Source organism: Acinetobacter sp. Ver3, from assembly GCF_000632455.1.
In the GTDB taxonomy this organism is placed as follows: Bacteria; Pseudomonadota; Gammaproteobacteria; order Pseudomonadales; family Moraxellaceae; genus Acinetobacter.
On record NZ_JFYL01000054.1, the window covers coordinates 1 to 18,217 of the forward strand.

General features: G+C 40.2%; 17 protein-coding genes and 2 tRNA genes. 13 read left to right on the forward strand and 6 right to left on the reverse strand.

All coding sequences use genetic code 11. The features are described from left to right. Positions 1-29: 29 nt before the first annotated feature. Positions 30-105: transfer RNA gene (locus CL42_RS12310), tRNA-Gly, on the reverse strand. 47 nt (positions 106-152) lie between these two features. Next, positions 153-225 (reverse strand) — tRNA-Gly (locus CL42_RS12315). 226 nt (positions 226-451) lie between these two features. On the opposite strand from CL42_RS12315, the gene CL42_RS12320 reads away from it, so the two are divergent. The 5 genes from CL42_RS12320 (at position 452) to CL42_RS12340 (ending at position 3,310) form a co-directional block, all read left to right on the forward strand. Beyond that, entirely contained in the window at positions 452-760 is a 309-nt protein-coding gene (locus tag CL42_RS12320; RefSeq protein WP_035268950.1) for a BolA family protein, read from the forward strand. 26 nt (positions 761-786) lie between these two features. Further along, a complete protein-coding gene (locus CL42_RS12325; RefSeq protein ID WP_035268953.1) occupies positions 787-1,179 on the forward strand; it encodes a SirB2 family protein in 393 nt (130 codons plus the stop codon). Between the two features lie 79 nt (positions 1,180-1,258). Next, positions 1,259-2,095, forward strand: coding sequence for a ParA family protein (locus CL42_RS12330; protein ID WP_035268990.1), 837 nt, complete (start codon positions 1,259-1,261; stop codon positions 2,093-2,095). Between the two features lie 35 nt (positions 2,096-2,130). Next, complete coding sequence (locus tag CL42_RS12335; protein WP_416202022.1) at positions 2,131-2,520, forward strand: hypothetical protein; 390 nt, start codon at positions 2,131-2,133, stop codon at positions 2,518-2,520. A gap of 199 nt (positions 2,521-2,719) precedes the next feature. Further along, entirely contained in the window at positions 2,720-3,310 is a 591-nt protein-coding gene (locus CL42_RS12340; protein ID WP_035268955.1) for a LysE family translocator, read from the forward strand. Between the two features lie 75 nt (positions 3,311-3,385). Here the strand turns inward: CL42_RS12340 and CL42_RS12345 are convergent, their stop codons facing one another. After that, on the reverse strand, positions 3,386-4,033 hold the full coding sequence (locus CL42_RS12345) for a DedA family protein (RefSeq protein ID WP_035268957.1): 648 nt from the start codon (positions 4,031-4,033) through the stop codon (positions 3,386-3,388). Positions 4,034-4,231: 198 nt separating this feature from the next. Here CL42_RS12345 and CL42_RS12350 point away from each other — a divergent pair, with 198 nt between their 5' ends. The 6 genes from CL42_RS12350 to CL42_RS12375 all read left to right on the forward strand — a co-directional run bounded on the left by CL42_RS12350 (position 4,232) and on the right by CL42_RS12375 (position 9,896). Continuing rightward, positions 4,232-4,648 carry a DoxX family protein gene (locus CL42_RS12350; protein ID WP_035268961.1) on the forward strand — a complete coding sequence of 139 codons (417 nt, stop codon included), beginning with the start codon at positions 4,232-4,234 and terminating at the stop codon, positions 4,646-4,648. 233 nt (positions 4,649-4,881) lie between these two features. Beyond that, on the forward strand, positions 4,882-6,450 hold the full coding sequence (gene guaA, locus CL42_RS12355) for a glutamine-hydrolyzing GMP synthase (RefSeq protein WP_035268964.1): 1,569 nt from the start codon (positions 4,882-4,884) through the stop codon (positions 6,448-6,450). 684 nt (positions 6,451-7,134) lie between these two features. Continuing rightward, the gene (locus tag CL42_RS12360; protein WP_035268967.1) at positions 7,135-8,085 is read left to right on the forward strand and encodes a pirin family protein; all 951 of its coding nucleotides are present in this window, start codon (positions 7,135-7,137) and stop codon (positions 8,083-8,085) included. A 22-nt stretch (positions 8,086-8,107) separates the two neighbouring features. Next, positions 8,108-8,506 (forward strand): OsmC family protein, encoded by a 399-nt coding sequence (locus tag CL42_RS12365; RefSeq protein ID WP_035268969.1) that lies wholly within the window; start codon positions 8,108-8,110, stop codon positions 8,504-8,506. A gap of 135 nt (positions 8,507-8,641) precedes the next feature. Further along, positions 8,642-9,283: a glutathione S-transferase family protein gene (locus CL42_RS12370; RefSeq protein WP_035268972.1), complete on the forward strand. Its 642-nt coding sequence runs from the start codon at positions 8,642-8,644 to the stop codon at positions 9,281-9,283. Position 9,284: 1 nt separating this feature from the next. Next, the gene (locus tag CL42_RS12375) at positions 9,285-9,896 is read left to right on the forward strand and encodes an alpha/beta fold hydrolase (RefSeq protein WP_228133282.1); all 612 of its coding nucleotides are present in this window, start codon (positions 9,285-9,287) and stop codon (positions 9,894-9,896) included. 47 nt (positions 9,897-9,943) lie between these two features. Here the strand turns inward: CL42_RS12375 and CL42_RS12380 are convergent, their stop codons facing one another. From CL42_RS12380 to CL42_RS12390, 3 genes are all read right to left on the reverse strand, one after another. Then, the gene (locus tag CL42_RS12380) at positions 9,944-10,552 is read right to left on the reverse strand and encodes an SPOR domain-containing protein (RefSeq protein ID WP_035268975.1); all 609 of its coding nucleotides are present in this window, start codon (positions 10,550-10,552) and stop codon (positions 9,944-9,946) included. A gap of 132 nt (positions 10,553-10,684) precedes the next feature. Beyond that, a complete protein-coding gene (gene argS, locus CL42_RS12385; protein WP_035268978.1) occupies positions 10,685-12,475 on the reverse strand; it encodes an arginine--tRNA ligase in 1,791 nt (596 codons plus the stop codon). A gap of 269 nt (positions 12,476-12,744) precedes the next feature. Further along, positions 12,745-13,347 carry a hypothetical protein gene (locus CL42_RS12390; RefSeq protein ID WP_035268982.1) on the reverse strand — a complete coding sequence of 201 codons (603 nt, stop codon included), beginning with the start codon at positions 13,345-13,347 and terminating at the stop codon, positions 12,745-12,747. A 297-nt stretch (positions 13,348-13,644) separates the two neighbouring features. Here CL42_RS12390 and CL42_RS12395 point away from each other — a divergent pair, with 297 nt between their 5' ends. Next, a complete protein-coding gene (locus tag CL42_RS12395; protein WP_035268988.1) occupies positions 13,645-15,345 on the forward strand; it encodes an NAD-dependent malic enzyme in 1,701 nt (566 codons plus the stop codon). A gap of 156 nt (positions 15,346-15,501) precedes the next feature. Continuing rightward, a partial coding sequence (locus CL42_RS12400) for a type VI secretion system Vgr family protein (RefSeq protein WP_035268989.1) occupies positions 15,502-18,217 on the forward strand: 2,716 nt, incomplete at its 3' end.

Below are 18,217 nucleotides of genomic sequence, written 5' to 3' on the forward strand. Positions count from 1 at the left end.
TGATTAATATCAGGGCTTTTTTTTGAATCTGGAGCGGGAAAGGAGACTCGAACTCCCGACCCCAACCTTGGCAAGGTTATGCTCTACCAACTGAGCTATTCCCGCGGAGTCTATCAATTTTTTAATTGAAAAAACTGAATGAAAAAATTTTGAGCGGGAAAGGAGACTCGAACTCCCGACCCCAACCTTGGCAAGGTTATGCTCTACCAACTGAGCTATTCCCGCATGCCGTGTATAATACAGCATGAAAAATCAGGGTCAACAACTTTATAAAAAAATATCGTGTGATTGAATAAAATTAAAGCATTTCAATGTATTTCGCTTAATTTTTGATAGGTCTTAAGCTCAACATCAAAGCGCATCTATCCAATGGCGGTGTGGTTTATTTACTTTTTATTCTAAAACTTCACGGTATACTGCTGGCAACCAATGAATGCGTGTAGAATGTAGCATGACTTTAGAGCAACAATTAATTGAACGTTTACAACAATTGTCTCCTGTGCACTTGGACGTGGTGAATGAGTCATCAGGTCATGGTGGCTATTTCCCTGGTAAAGAATCGCATTTTAAAGTCACTGTTGTAAGTGAAGTGTTTCAAGGCTTACGTTTAGTACAACGCCATCAAAAAGTATATGCACTGGCGGGTGACCTATTGAGTCCAGGAAAGATTCATGCTTTGGCGATTCATGCTTATGTGCCAACTGAATGGACTGGTCAAGCGCCAAATAGTCCTGAATGTGCACATGCACCGAAAGCTTAAATTTTAAAAGTAGGAGAGTGGCTGAAATGGATACACACTTAGTCATTAAAATCGTGCATATGTCGAGTTTGCTCTTGTTGATTATTGCTGTATTAGCACGTGCGGCAACTTTATATTTTGGCGTAGAAAATCAACAACCCAATCCGAAAGGACGTAAGGCTTATGTTGCGCTTCAACATTTGGCATTTACTTTGGTCATTGGGACAGGCTTGATTTTATTGTTTTTGAATAATTTTCAAGTTCAACCTTGGTTCTATGCCAAAGTGGTCTTGGTGATCGTAATGTTATCTTCATTAATTAAAGCATATCGCCAAGATGCGTCTGTACTGTTAATTCAACGTCGTGCGGGAGTATTGATTAGTTGTGTCGCATTTATGGCCATTATCGGCATCGTGATGATTAAGCCAACTTTCGGTTAATTGTTAGACACAATCGCTTAGGCTCTCACCCCTCTAGGTTAAACTTGATTCATAGAATGAATTGAGCCTAGAGGGAATGATGCGTACACGTGTGGTGTTTAATCAAAAAGGTGGCGTTGGTAAATCCAGTATTACGGTAAACTTGGCTGCACTGAGTGCACATCAGGGTTTTAAGACGCTTGTCATTGACCTCGATCCTCAGGCCAATTCTAGTCAGTATCTATTGGGGGATGATGCGACTTATAATGCCGATAAACCTGCACTAGAACCCAATATTGAAAATTTTTTCGAAGATGTATTGGCGAATCAGTCGAGCAAAGGTTTGATTGGTCAAGCCATTGGAAATTTGCTCAAAAATAAAAATAAAGGCTTAGAAGCTTATATACATCAGTCACCATTCCCATCTCTCGATGTTTTGCCTGCAAGTCCCTCGCTTGGTGCTTTAGAACATAGCCTCGAATCCAAACATAAAATTTATAAGCTGCGTGACGCGATTCAGCATCTAGCAGGGACTTATGATCGGATCTATATAGATACACCGCCTGCATTTAATTTTTTTACGTTGTCGGCATTAATTGCAGCAGACCGAGTGTTGATTCCATTCGATTGTGATGTCTTTTCTAAGCGTGCCTTAAAAACTTTGATCGAAAACATTATAGAAACTCAAGATGATCATAATGATCGCTTGGAAATTGAAGGTATCATTGTTAACCAGTTTCAAGCGCAAGCAAAACTTCCTCGTGAAGTGGTACAGCAGCTCAGAGATGAGCAACTACCTGTGCTCAATGCGATGTTGCCACCGTCGGTATTGATGAAAGAATCTCATCATAAAAATATGCCGTTAATCTATTTAAATACAGATCATAAATTGACGCAGGCCTACCAATCATTGTTCAATGAAATCGAGAATAAATAAGATTTGAGAAGTGTATGAACTCACGCGCGATGAAAATGGTCATGCAACTTAGTGCAGTCGGTACGGTTGCTGTATTGATGACTGCTTGTGCGACGACGGTAAAACCGAGTTATGTTTCTCCGACGCAATATCAAGCATTGAACTGTGTACAACTTGGTGCTGAATTCAATCGTATTCAGCAGTATATCAATAATGGTGTACAAACGCCTAAACGTACAGGTGTTGGCGTTGGTCTAGGTGTTGGTGGTGGCTGGGGCCGTGGCGGTTGGGGCTTTGGTCCTTCAGTTTCCGTCAATATGGGGCAGTCATCGAATACCAAAAATACTGAATTGTCGCGATTATATGGTGAGCAAGATGCGATCTCACAAGCGGCAACATTTAAAAATTGTCCTTATGTTCCTAAGCGTCAACAGCAAGCTCAGTAATTTAAAAGGGCTGTTCAATCTGAGCTTGAGCAGCTTTTTTTTAGCAAAATGTTTCAATGTAAATTTATTAAAAACAAATCTTTAGAAAATTATTAACTGAAAATAGACGCGACATTCATCATTCCTTCACTTTAAAAACTTGTCTTTAAATTCGTTTTTCGTTTAAGGTGTGCCTCCTCTAAATCTCTGATTTTAATCTATGGTAGAAAGTTGGCTTTATATTTTTGCAGTGTTCGCGGTATTACTTATTCCCGGTCCAACCAATGCATTATTGGCTAGCGCAGCACATCACCATGGCGTATTAAAAGCATTCTATTTCGTACCTCTTGAATTACTGGGTTATATCTACGGCATTAGCATTTGGGCACTGTTGGTGCATTTAACCCTACCAATTTGGCCGATGCTGATTCATATCTTACATTTGGTGAGTGCAGTTTATGTGATTTGGATGGCTTTTCATTTATGGAAAGCTTCACATCTTAAGCAATTGAGCCAAAAAAACATTCGAATGAGTCGTAGTCATCTTTTTAAATCGACACTGAAAAATCCAAAATCTATTTTGTTTGCAGTTGGTATTTTTCCAGCATGGACTTGGGATTCTTTTCAAAACTATTTTTTAGTTTTGGGTGTATTCACCTTATGTTTAATTCCATGTGCTTTATTTTGGATGTATTTTGGTCGTAAAGTCTTGGCAGGGAATCAGACGGTGGTCAACGCAGATCGCTTATACAAAGGTTCTGCCATGTTACTTATGCTCAGTATGTTACCTGTCATTATTGGATTTTTCTAAGCTATTTAATATTTTGTAGTGATAAAAAAAGCAGATTCTTGGTGGAGAATCTGCTTTTTTTGAAGCCTAAGATCATTACATCATTTCGGGATTTTTCTTTGGGAAAAACTTGTGGCGAATAAAGCCAATGATCCCCGGCAATACGCTCAGAATAATGATTCCGAAAATTAAATGGGTGAAATTATCTTTCACGATCGGCATATTACCGAATAAATAACCCAAGGTGATAAACGAAGAAATCCACAAGAAAGCACCAACGACATTGTAAGTAATGAAGTATTTGTAGTTCATGCTTCCTGCACCAGCGACGAAGGGTGCAAATGTACGTGCGAATGGGACAAAACGCGCAAAAATAATGGTTTTACCACCGTGTTTTTCGAAGAATTTTTGCGTATAAACCAAATGTTTTTTATTGATAAATCGAGATTCAATCTCAAAAACGCGTGGTCCGATATATTTTCCAATATGATAATTTAAGGTATCACCCAATACTGCCGCAGTGAATAACAACACGCCCAAGAGCCACGGATCCATTGCACCTGTTGAGGCTGCTAAAGCACCTGCTGCAAACAGTAAACTGTCCCCGGGTAGAAAAGGCATGACCACCAAGCCCGTTTCTACGAAAATAATCAGGAATAAAATTCCGTAAATCCAAATGCCATAATTGGTAATAAATTCAAGTAGATGATCATCTACATGCAGAATAAAATCGATTAAATCCATGAGGGGTGAACTGAGCAAAAATGTGTTCAAATGCTAACAGCCATCGGCGCTGATGTCAGTAGTCAATTGATTTAAATTATAGGTGAATTATTGTTCTGATTATGCAACGCTGATTACTTATATTGATTATTTATCCTAAAAATAAAAGCTACTAATCTAAGGTCATTACCAAAAACAAAACATAGATAGGTCAACCCAATGTTTAATCCAAATCAAGTGATTCAAAAAATTGTTGCTCAACCCACAGTGCATGCAACTTTAACCTTCGTCGCACGTGCCCTTTTAGCATATATCTTTATTGTGGCGGGATGGGGCAAACTCGCAGGTTATAGCGCGACAGTTGGATATATGGAAGCGATGGGTGTGCCAGGTGCATTATTGCCAATAACCCTTTTGGTTGAACTGGGTGGAGGCTTAGCACTGTTGTTTGGAGTGCAAACACGATTATTCGCAGCAGCTTTAGCTGGTTTCAGTTTAGTTACCGCATTTCTTTTTCATGGTACACCTGAAGATTCGATACATTTCATGAAAAACTTTGCTATGGCGGGTGGTCTAATCTTTCTCGTATTGCATGGTGCAGGTCAATGGAGTGTGGATCAGCGTTTTGAAAAATAAATGACGAATACGCAATGCAGGTGAAATGAGAGAATTATTCGCCTGCTGCATCGTGATCTGAATGTAACCCCAAGGCTTGCATGATCAAAGCAATCAACTGAAATTGTTGAATAAAAAGACAATATTTAATAATAATGTATTGAAATATAGAGAGATTTGAATAGTGTGCGTAAGCTTAATAAAAATGATAGAATAGCGCGCTAATCCTTCGTTAGCCTTTCATAGTTGTTATCATGACTACCAATACTCAAATTACCGAAGATCGTATCCTGATTTTGGATTTCGGCTCTCAATATAGCCAATTGATCGCACGTCGTGTACGTGAATCAGGCGTATATTCTGAAATGTATGCTTTTGATATGTCGGAAGAGGACATCCGCGCATTTAATCCAAAAGGGATTATTCTTTCAGGTGGTCCTGAGAGTGTTCACGTTGAAGGCAGCCCACGTGCGCCAGAAGTTGTGTTTAACTTAGGCGTACCAGTATTGGGTATTTGTTACGGTTTACAAACGATGTCTGCTCAGTTGGGCGGTAAAGTTGAACCGGGTACAGTTCATGAGTTTGGCTATGCTGAAGTCGATATTAAAGTACGTGATGCTTTAATTGGCGATCTTGAAGATTCAGCAGACAAATTGAAAGTATGGATGAGTCATGGCGATAAAGTGACTCAAATTCCAGAAGGTTTCCAAATTACTGCAAGTACACCAAGCTGCCCAGTGGCAATGGTGTCTGACGAAGCTCGTCGTTTCTACGGTATCCAGTTCCACCCTGAAGTAACACATACTGCTAAAGGTAAAGAGTTACTTGAGAACTTTGTACAAAAGATCTGTGGTTGCCGTAGCCTATGGAATTCTGAAAACATCATTGATTTGCGTGTTGAACAATTACGTGAACAGATTGGTGATCAGAAGGTTCTTCTTGGTCTTTCAGGTGGTGTAGATTCATCTGTTGTGGCTGCATTGCTTCACAAAGCAATTGGCGATCAATTGACATGTGTATTCGTTGACAATGGTCTTCTTCGTTTAAATGAAGGGGATCAAGTGATGGAAATGTTTGCGAAAAACATGGGTATCCGTGTGATTCGTGCTGATGCTGAACAACGTTTCCTTGACGCTTTGGCAGGTGAAGTTGATCCTGAAGTAAAACGTAAAATTATTGGTCGTGAGTTCATCGAAGTATTTGCTGAAGAAGCACGTAAGCTTGATGGCGTAAACTTCCTTGCGCAAGGTACGATTTATCCTGATGTGATTGAATCTGCTGCAAGCAAACAAGGTAAAGCGCATGTGATTAAATCACACCATAACGTGGGTGGTTTACCCGAAGATCTCGCTTTTGAATTGGTTGAGCCAATTCGTGATTTATTTAAAGATGAAGTACGCCGTTTGGGTACGACTTTAGGTCTGCCATTTGAGATGCTTTATCGTCATCCATTCCCAGGACCAGGTCTTGGTGTTCGTATCTTGGGTGAAGTGAAGAAAGAGTATGCTGATATTCTTCGTTTAGCCGATGATATCTTCATGCAAGAACTTCGTGCAAGTGGTTGGTATGATAAAACTGCACAAGCATTCGCTGTATTCCAACCAGTAAAATCTGTGGGTGTAGTCGGTGATGGCCGTCGTTATGCATGGGTGATTGCACTTCGTGCGGTTGAAACGGTTGACTTTATGACGGCTCGTTTCGCACATCTCCCTTATGATCTTGTTGATAAAATCTCTACTCGTATCATGAACGAGATTGCAGAAGTTTCACGTGTTGTTTATGACGTATCTTCTAAACCACCAGCTACGATTGAATGGGAGTAATTTAGGGCTTTCAAGAAACAACGTTTCATGCCTAAATTACGCCAAGAGCTATGCTCGCGGCAGTGAGGGATTTCGGACAGCATGGCTGTCCGCTTGAATTACCCCAAGCGCTGCGTGAGCGGCAGTATCTGAATCAAGACATACCCCAATAAAAAAGGACGCTTAGGCGTCCTTCCTATTTTTTTATCTAAAATTTAATTTAGAAGAATTCTATATTTGAAGAATTAGTCAAAATACGTAAAGCATTGGAAGTCATTAGCCCAAATAACGTTGTTTTAAGAAATTTCCCAAACTCTTGTTGTGCCAATGCAAGCCATTTGATTGCTACTTACTTAGAATCTAAAGGATATAGTGAATTCCAATATATTTTAGGAAAAAATATAAAGGAAACAGAAAGTCTGCTTGGCTTTTAAATGTAAGAAGTAGATATATAGTTGATCTAACAGCAGATCAATTTGGATTGGATAAAATTATTTATACGTTAGAGCATGAGTGTCCTTTATCACAGTTATTTCCAAAACTATTAAATCAAGGGCGAGCAAGCATTCTATTTTCAATACATACAAAACTCTAATTGTCCTACCTATAGTATTCAGCGTATTAAGTCTAAGGTGGTTCAATTTGCATGACCTTGTTAATATCTATAACAAAGATAGCCATTTGCCAAACTTTTAGGATAACAACATGACCAATAATATTTATACCGAATTGTCTCATTCAGAAGACTGTGAAAAGCACGCCAACCAATTGATTCAGGAATTTCCACTGCGCCGTGCAGAAATTGGTCAAGGGACAGTGATCAAACGCGCTTTACCAAGTCGCCATAAGCGTATGATTGGCGCATGGTGCTTCTTAGATCATGCAGGTCCTGTGACATTTGAAGCTGGACAAGGTCTAGATGTTGGGCCACATCCACATATTGGTCTTCAAACCTTTACTTGGATGATTGAAGGGACCATGTTGCATAGCGACAGCTTAGGGACAACATATCAGCTGATTCAGCCCAAGCAAGTCAACCTCATGACCGCAGGTCGAGGTATTTCACATACTGAAGTCGCGCCAGCGAATGAAACAAAAATGCATGCGGCCCAACTTTGGATTGCATTGCCTGATGACAAACTTACCATCGATCCAGCTTTTAATCACTATCCTGAATTACCCGTGGTTAATCAGTCAGGTATCGAATTTACGGTATTGGTCGGTGAGTATCTAAATACAGTATCACCAGTCAAAGTACATACTGAGCTTTTAGGTGTTGATTTATTTGCGCAAGCAGCCACAAAAGCACGTTTACCTTTAAATCCAAAGTTTGAATATGGATTTATGGCGCTTGAAGGTACAGCAACTATTAATGGTCATCATTTAGATGAAGACAATATGGTGATTTTAGAGCCAGGGCTAGAATATGTGGAAGTAGAAATCCATGACAATAGTCGTGTACTGCTTTTGGGCGGTGAGCCATTTGAGTCACCAATTTTATTATGGTGGAATTTCGTTGGACGTACGCAAGAAGAAATCAAAATTGCACGTGATCAATGGATAGCAGAAGATCCACGTTTTGGGTCAATTCCATCATACCAAGGCGAGCGTTTGAAAGCTCCGATATTGCCTGATAGCATGCGTCCATCTAAATAATAAGACAAAGAAGGAAAATAAAATGGCAACGATCGCAAATGCAAAGGTCACCACACTACCTGAAAAATGGGGTGGTGAAATTCAATCTGGTCAGCACACATTTCTCACCGATAAACCTGAATCATTCCAAGGTTTAGATCGTGGGCCTGCACCGTATGATTTTATTTGTTCAGGATTAATTTCCTGCACAATGATTACATTACGGATGTATGCTGAGCATAAAGGACTGGATTTAGGCGAATTTAGTGTCGAGGCAGATTTTAAAGCCAATAAGGAAGGGCAGGAATGGATTGAGCGTCGTTTAAGTTTTAAAACTAACTTGGATGAAGCGCTACAAGAAAAAGTTTTAAATGTGTGCCAAAAAACACCAGTTACTAAAACAATGCTCAGAAGTGTCGAAATTAAAACAACAATTATTTAAATATAGACAACTTAATAGGCATCAACATTCTGTATTTTTGTAATTTACAGCTAAAAAGAAGACATTTTGTGTAAAGCAGGATGTCTTTTTTTATTCAAAATGGCTATATAGAGAGAAATAAAATTAGGTGGTCTTATGCTGACATTACATCATTTAGAAAAATCACGTTCTTCAAGAATTATTTGGGCGCTAGAAGAATTAGGTACTGAATACCAAATTCAACATTATAAAAGATTGCCAACTTACGCCGCTCCACCAGAATTGAAGAAGGTTCATCCTTTGGGGAAATCACCAGTGATTACTGATGATAATTTAGTGATCGCAGAATCTGCGGTGATTTTAGACTATCTGGCTGATCGCTATGATACCCAGCATCAATTTAAACCCCAGTCACAGCCTGACTTAACACAATATCAGTATTGGATGCATTATGCTGAAGGTTCATTAATGCCACTTTTAGTGATGACCTTAGTTCTCTCGTTTGTACCTCCTAAAGTACCTTTTGTGATTCGACCAATTGCCAATAAAATTATTGATGGGGTGACTGATGGATTTATACAACCGCGTCTCGCTGAACATATTGAATTTTTAGAACAGCATTTGGCGCAACATGAATTTTTTATATCTCAGTTTTCATTTGCAGATATCCAAATGAGTTTTCCCTTAATCGCGATGGATGAGCGCTTAAATGGAAAATATCCGAACATTCATGCGTATGTAAAACGCATAAAACAAAGACCTGCTTATCAGCGAGCGGTCATCAAGGGTGGTGATTAAGATGGCAGATCAGGCAGTGAAATTAATCTTCCTGCCCGGAGCATCTGGCAGTACTGCATTTTGGAAACCTGTTCAATCACATTTTGAATCTGAGTACGACACGCACATCATTGCTTATCCCAGTTTTGGTGAATATCCTGATCATCCACATGTAAATTCAATGTCAGATTTACAAGATTATGTATTTGATCATCTTCAGCGCCCAAGTATTCTGATCGCTCAATCTATGGGTGGGGTCATTGCTGTTCAAGCGGCGTTGAGGTATCCAAAATTGATTCAAGGTTTGGTGTTGGTCGCTACGTCAGGTGGCGTTGATTTAACACCATTTCATGTTAAAGATTGGCGTGCAGAATATCAAAATGAATATGAAGTGCCGCACTGGTTTATTGATGATGAAACCAAATTAGATGAACGGCTTGCTGAAATTGAATGTCCTGTACTATTAATCTGGGGCGGAGATGATGACATTAGTCCTGTCGCAGTAGGTGAGTATTTAAATCACGCTTTTAAGTATTCAGAGCTGAATGTGATCCCGAACGGACAACATGATTTAGCTAAAGTTTATGCGCCAGAGTGTATTTCTTTTATTCAGCGCTACTTAGCAAAATTTTAGGTTTGCTCTAGACTAAAAAAGGATGCTAATCGCATCCTTTTTTTTGATTATCGTTTTACAACGATTGAATCAATACCGCTGTGTTGTAGGGTTTGCTGAGCGATAACAGCTGCTTCTTGAGAGTCATAAGGTCCAGAGACAACACGATACCAAGTTTGTCCGCCTTCTGTGGTTTTAATGACATCTGCAGATAAGCCGTTGAGAATAATTTCAGCACGACGTGCATCAGCACTGTCTGGATCTGGATAACTTCTGACTTGTAAAAGGTAGCTACTCGCCACGGGTTGAGGTTCTGCATTTTCAATCAGTTCACCCTCGGTCGTTGTAGCATCAGCAACCACAGGTGCTTCCACGATGACAGGTGCGGTGTTCACTTGCTGATTTTCAGGTACAGCTTGATCGGGGATTGGAGTCACTTGTTGTTGAGGCAATAAATCGTAGAAGCGATAATCTTTATTCGTATCTTCTTGATAATGTTCAGATTGAATATCATTGCTTTTTGGTTGGACTGGCGCCCACGGTTTCCATAGCATTAAAGCTACGGCAAAACTCAGTACAATTAAAATCAGAACAAGCATACCTAACCATTTTGGTATTAATGGTTGTTTAGGTTTGTTAGGTCTTTCTGATACACCACGCTGCGTTTTTCCAAACACTTGGAAACCTCTCTTATTTTAAGATCATGCAATGGAAAATTGGATTACCATCACATGGAATTTTTATCTCATTTTTTTCAATAATAAAAGTCTAAAGAGGTGAATCTTTTAAAAAGATTCACCTTCGATGACTTACATACTTTCAGGTGCAGAAACGCCTAAAAGCTCTAAACCATTTTTCAATACTTGACGAACATTTACCGATAACAACAAACGTGCTTGGGTCAGATCAGCATCATCACCGAGTACTTTATTTTCGTTGTACCAACCATGGAACAATGCTGCAAGTTCTTTTAAGTAGTTACCTACTTGATGCGGTTCATGGCTGTTTGCAGCACGTGCAATAATTTCAGGGTAGGCTGCAAGTTTTGCTAAGATTTCAGTTTCAGCTTCTAATTCAAGCTTTGCGGCAAAACCACGCGCAGTGGTCGCATCGAAGTTGATGTTCAAGCTGCTTGCTTTTTCTAGCATACGACAAATACGTGCATGAGCATATTGAATGTAATACACCGCATTGTCTTTACTTTGAGAAACTGCGAGATCCAGATCAAAGTCGATGTGCTGTTCAGACTTACGCATGACATAGTAGAAGCGAGCAGCGTCGTTGCCGACTTCTTTACGTAGATCACGCAATGTGACAAATTGACCTGAACGAGATGACATTTGAACCATCTCACCACCACGCCATAGGCTGACGAATTGTACTAATAACACAGTCAGTTTTTTTGAGTCATATCCCATCGCATCAATCGCCGCTTTTACACGTGCGATATAACCGTGGTGGTCTGAACCCCAAATATCAATAATGTCAGTATAACCACGCTGAAGTTTATTCAGATGGTAAGCAATGTCAGAAGCGAAGTAAGTGGTTTGGCCATTACGACGTTTTACAACACGGTCTTTTTCATCACCAAATTCTGTTGATTTGAACCAAATGTTGCCATCTTTCTCATAGATGAAGCCGCGTTGATCAAGTGTTTGTAATGCTTCTTCAATTTTTTCAGTCAATGATGCTTCACTGAACCATTGGTTGAAAGTCACACCAAATTCACCAAGATCATCTTTGATATCATCAAGAATTGCTTTTAACGCAGCTTGATGAAAAACGCGATAACCTTCACCTATTAACGTCTGCGAGTTAAAAATTAGACCATCAATGTGTTTTTCTTTATCGCCAGAAATTACAACCTTGTTACCTTCGGCATCAAGTTCTTCAGCATACTGCACATCTTCTGGCACATCTTTATAAACATCAGCTACAGGGCGAACATATACATCGCCGTCTTGATCAATAATGCTTTGTGCGATTTCTTTGACATAGTCGCCTTGGTAAGCATTTTTAGGGAATACTAATGTTTGACCAGTTAACTCAAGGTAACGTAGATAAGTAGACGTCGCTAAAATATCCATTTGACGACCAGCGTCATTCACATAGTATTCACGATCCACTGTAGCACCAGTTGCTTCAAGTAAATTCGCAACCGTCATGCCATATGCTGCGCCACGACCGTGACCCACATGTAAGCTTGATGTCGGGTTCGCAGAGACAAACTCAACTTGGATTTTTTTCGTAGCATTTACTTGTGTACGACCAAAATCATTAGCTTGTGCCTGAATAGCATCAAGAACAGCAAAACGTTGGTCTGCATTCAAGAAAAAGTTGATAAAACCAGGACCAGCGATTTCCGCTTTACTGATATCCGCAACTTCTGGCAGTGCAGCAAGAATTTTTTCTGCTAAATCACGAGGCTTCATACCTGCAGCTTTAGACGCGATCATTGCGATATTCGAAGCGAAGTCACCATGGCTTCGGTCTTTGGTTCGCGTTAAGTTTCCGCTGTTGTTAAAGTCAGATGGGAGGACCCCTTCAGCTTGAAGAGATTGCACTGCATGATCGAGAGCTGCTTGTATTGCCGTATTCATAATTTATCGAAAAATTAATGTCGCAGAAAAACGACAAATATAGCAAATTTAGCGCTCATTAGCGAAGCAGATTTGCGTTGAATAAAACTTATCCGACATAAAAAATAATAAAATCAGTTTTTTTAATCACTATGCGCTATTTGCAGAATTAACGATGATGAAATTAATCTTTTACATCTAATGCATATCGATGATTGAATTGAGCCTGATTGTCTTTATCTCATTTAATGTGAATTTAAATAGAAATCAGGCAATTTTATGACTCGAAATTAAGCCATACACGTGACAGGCTTATTTAGTAATTCTGCTTTACCATTTTGGAAAGTGTATAACTTAGATGCATGGAAGATTTTAATGGTTTTGGCCTTTTGAGCAGCAGTTTGAAATGTCGCTAATTTTTTTTGATTCGCCAAACTAAAAGGATTTCCGTAATTCTTATTGTCGAGTAGTACTTGGATCGTTACAACTTCAGGCTGAAGACTATTTAAAATTTCTGATCCTTCCGCATTTTGTATGCTGAGACTTGGTTTTTGGACACTATTCTTACAATTTAAGCGCAGGAACAGCATGTGACCATCAACTGCTTTGTTTTGTAAGTCATAAATTCCTTGAAGGTCATTTTCGATATATACCCACTGACCAATCGGCATATTTTGTTTAAGTTTCTCAATTTGCTCGAGTGTTGTTTTACTAATATCGACAATGCCTTTTTTATCAATTTCAGGGGTCTTATCGGCGCGTGCTAAACCCACCATTGAAAGTGCTTTATCACCGACCTTTGAGGTCGTGTCAGTGATGGTTTGGCAACCCGTTACATTTAGCAGTGAAATAATAGTTAATGGCAAAATGGCAATTTTAGCTGTAATTTTCATGTGGATCTAATAATGAAGTAAAAATACGATTGAATCCGATATGAGCTGAATCGTTCAGATTAGTTTGCAAAAAAAAGTTAATAAACATGAATAATACATTTGAAATGTGACAGTTTTATCTAATTTTCTATCAATAGAATGAGGGATTGAAGTTATAAAATTTAAAAATACTACCAATATTATTATCAATTTTATAAATATACATTTGTTTTCATTTAGGCTTAAGCTATTTCTTAAATAAATGGTAAAAATGAAATGAAAAGGGTCTGAATTTAGGCCTGATCCATGAGATTAGAGATGACAACTGAACACACTGAAGTAAAACACCCTCTTTATACCCCTTATGCTGGCTTTACTTTGCTTGAACTACCTCTCCTTAATAAAGGCTCTGCGTTCACTGAGGAGGAGCGAGCAAGTTTTAATCTCAATGGTTTACTACCTCATGTGATTGAAACGATTGAAGAGCAACACCAACGTTCATATCAACAATTTACGTCATTTCATGACGACATTAATAAGCATATTTATCTGAGAAATATACAAGACACCAATGAGACTTTGTTTTATCACCTCATAGAAAATCATTTATCAGAAATGATGCCGATTATTTATACCCCAACGGTAGGTGAGGCTTGCCAACGATTTTCTGATATTTACCGCCGTCATCGTGGTGTATTTATTTCATATCCTGATCGTGCCAACATCGACGATATTTTACAAAATGTGAATAAGAACAACGTCAAAGTCATTGTAATCACAGATGGTGAACGCATTCTTGGGTTAGGTGACCAAGGGATTGGTGGGATGGGAATTCCAATCGGAAAATTATCTCTTTATACCGCATGTGGTGGTATTAGCCCAGCGTATACATTACCCATTACATTGGATGTAGGAACCAATAATGCACAGTTGCTAAATGATCCAATTTATTTAGGTTGGAATCAGCCTCGTATTAGTGGCGATGAATACTATGACTTTGTGGATGACGTACTTCGTGCGATTAAACGCCGTTGGCCAAAAGCTTTGATTCAATTTGAAGATTTTGCTCAAAAAAATGCAATGCCATTGCTGGAAAAATATCGTAATCAATATTGTTGTTTTAATGATGATATTCAAGGCACTGCTGCTGTTGCAGTCGGTAGCTTAATCGCAGCAAGTCGAGCTGCAGGAAAACAATTACGTGACCAGAAAGTGGCATTCCTTGGTGCTGGTTCAGCGGGCTGTGGTATCGCTGAGCAAATCATTGCACAAATGGTGGCTGAAGGTTTGAGTGATGCTGAGGCAAGATCACGAATTTATATGGTCGATCGTTTTGGGTTATTGACCGATAATCAACCAAATCTTTTAGATTTTCAGCGTAAACTGGTTCAAAGTTCAGAAAATGTATCCGCGTGGGCTGATGCGGAAGGCATCATTTCATTGCTAGATGTTGTAAAAAATGCACACCCGACTGTGTTAATTGGTGTCTCTGGACAACCGGGTTTATTCACTGAAGAAATTATTCGAACTATGGCATCCAATTGCGAGCATCCTATTGTATTACCATTGTCGAATCCAACGTCGCGTGTAGAAGCTGTACCAGCAGATATTATTCAGTGGACGGACGGTCGCGCTTTGATTGCAACTGGTAGTCCATTTATGCCTGTTAATTATCAAGATAAGCTACACAATATTTCTCAGTGTAATAACTCTTATATTTTCCCAGGGATTGGCTTAGGGGTGATTGCTGTGCAGGCAACGCGTGTTACAGACAATATGCTGATGGCATCAAGTATGGCGTTAGCAGATTGCTCTCCAAAATTGCAAAACCCTGACGACGACTTACTTCCTGATCTTAATGATTTGCAGAAAGTCTCCCGAATCATCGCGTTTAAGGTTGCAAAAGCGGCAATTGAGGATGGTGTTGCTTTGCCATTGAGTGATGAGCTGATCGAAAAAAGTATTGAAGATAATTTCTGGAAGCCTGAATATCGCCGTTATAAGCGAATTCCATTTTAAAAAAACTTGAATTTTCAATATAAATTCATTGGAAATAAATAGGAATCAATGCGTTGGTTCCTATTTTTTGTTTAGAATAATTACAATATTTAAAAGCAAGATTGAGCGGAATACGCTACAATTTTCAAAAATCATAATAATAGCTTTAATCATTCTATGCTCAATAATATCAATTCAATTATAGAAGGCTTGGGTCTTAGCCCGCAAAAGCGCGCCTTACATATTAAATTTTCTAATCCAATATTAGATAGCCAAGTTTTCATTCAACGAATTCAGGGTCAACACTTTATTAATCAAGGCTTAAAAGCTGAAGTATTATGCTTATCGACGAATGCGCATTTACAACTTAAGCAATTCATTGGTTGTTTAGTGGCTGTCGATCAAGTTACGGATCTTGGAAAATTAGCTCGGACTACTGGGATTGTGACAGGGGTGAGCCAAGGTCAAAGTGATGGAGCGTTGACCTTATATAAGTTGACTGTTGAAGATGCAACTTCACTTTGGCACAAACGCCGTAACAGTCGCGTATTTATGAACAAATCCGTGGTTGATATCACTGAGATTATTTTTAAAGAGTGGCAGACGAAAAGCGTGTTATTTAGTACCGCTTTGAGTCTGTCAACGGCGGGTTTAAAAGCATCATATGATATACGTCCATTTGTGATGCAAGCCAATGAATCAGACTATGATTTTCTAACACGCTTACTACGCAGTGAAGGCATTAACTGGCTCATTGATGAAGCCCAACCGATTGTACCGAGCAACAACAGCCCGATCGAAGCACACAAGCTCCGCCTGATTGACGACAACAGCCAATACCAAGCCCTTAACCGACGCAACATTCGCTACCACCGCAGTGATGCGACAGAACAATTTGATAGCATCACCAGCTTTATCGGACAACGTAGCCTACAACCCACCGCAGTCCACCTACAACGCTGGCAAGCCACAGCCCTCGAACAAGAAGAAGGCGCAGGGTCAGTCCAAAGCAAACACCAACACAGTGACCACCAAGACAATGCCAGCCTAGACCTCGAACAAGCATGGCACATCAGCCCTGCATGGATCCAAGACCTCAAAGGTGAAGACCAAGCCACCGCCTCAGGCAACAGCCAAGTCGAAAAACTCAACCAACACCTTAGCGACTACTACGCTGGACAAAGCAAACAATTCATCGCCAAAGCCAGCGTCAGAGACAGCCAAGTCGGCTACTGGTTCAAACTCGATGGACACCCAGAAATTGCACAACACAGCGGAGCTGATCAAGAATTCCTCATTGTTGGCAAACGCTACTACAACCAAAACAACCTACCCAAAGACTTAGACCAACAAGTCCAACAACTGCTACAACGCAGCCAATGGACGCCAAAACACAAGACAGACACCAACCAAGCAACCCACACGGACCAAGAACGCCAAGCCAGCGAACTCATCCTACAACGACGCAACATCAAAACCGTACCCGAATACAACCCACTACAACATCGACCCAGCACCCATCCCCAACGCGCCAAAGTGGTGGGACCTGCAGGAGAAGAAATCCATGTCGATGAATGGGGACGCATCAAAGTACGCTTCCTGTTTACCCGAGCAGAAGACCACCAATTTGATGGCGGTGCAGGCAGTAACAACAACGATACCGATTCAGTTTGGGTCGATGTACTGACCCCATGGGCAGGCGAAGGCTATGGCGCACGCTTCCTTCCTCGAATCAATGAAATCGTGGTCATCGACTTCTTTGACGGCAACATCGACCGTCCCTTTGTGGTGGGCCGCCTACATGAAGCCCAACGCAGCCCAACCCGATTCGACAGTCAAGGCCAACTGCCGGACACAAAAAAACTCGCAGGGATTAAAAGTAAAGAAGTCCAAGGCAAAGGCTATGGACAACTCCGCTTTGATGACACCACAGGACAAATTTCCACTCAACTGCAAAACACCCACGGGGCGAGCCAACTCAACCTAGGGAATCTCAGTCATCCCAAAGCAACCGCAGAAAGTGAAGGACGTGGTGAAGGCTTCGAACTTAGAACAGACCAATGGGGTGCAGTACGAGCAGGCGAAGGCATACTCATCTCCACCTACAAACAAGAAGAAGCCAAAGCAAACCATTTAGATGCAAGCGAAGCCAAACAACAACTCGAAAGTAGCTTAAACAACGCCAAAGCCCTCAGTGAAGTGGCAAAGAATCAACAGACTGATCCACTGAGCTTACTCGAAAACCTACAGGGCTATCTCAAAAACTTAGAGAGCGAAGACCAAAGCAAAGCCGCGGCTTTTAAACAAGCGATCATGCTCTTGGCTTCACCAAGTTCAATTGCCGTAGAAAGTAACGAAGACATCCACCTCAGTGCAGATGGACAGATCAACCAAATTGCACAAGGAAGCATTAACACCAGCACGCAAGACAGCATCATCGGACATGCCAGCAAAAAGATCAGCTTATTTGCAGCGCAAGAAGGAGCACGACTGTATGCAGGCAAAGGCAAGATCGAGATTCAAGCTCAAGGGGATGGTGCTGATCTGATTGCCAGAAAGGGTGTGCAGATTATTTCGACGGAAGATCGAATTGAAATTAAAGCGGCAAAAAAAATAGTGTTGATCGGGGGCGGCTCACAGATTGAAATTAGCAGTTCGGGAGTTTTACCGACCACAGCTGGCAAGTTTGAAGTCAAAGCTGGACAGCATTTATTTACAAGGGGGGCAAATATTATTTCTGAAAAGTATGCTTTACCAAAGATACAAACTCCTTATAGTAATCAAGTGGATTATAAGTGGGGAAAAAGCTCATTAGGTAAAAAGGAAATCTACGTTCTAAATAAAAATAATGACAATTTATTAAAAACTAATTTGGTGGTGTTTCAAAAAGTAT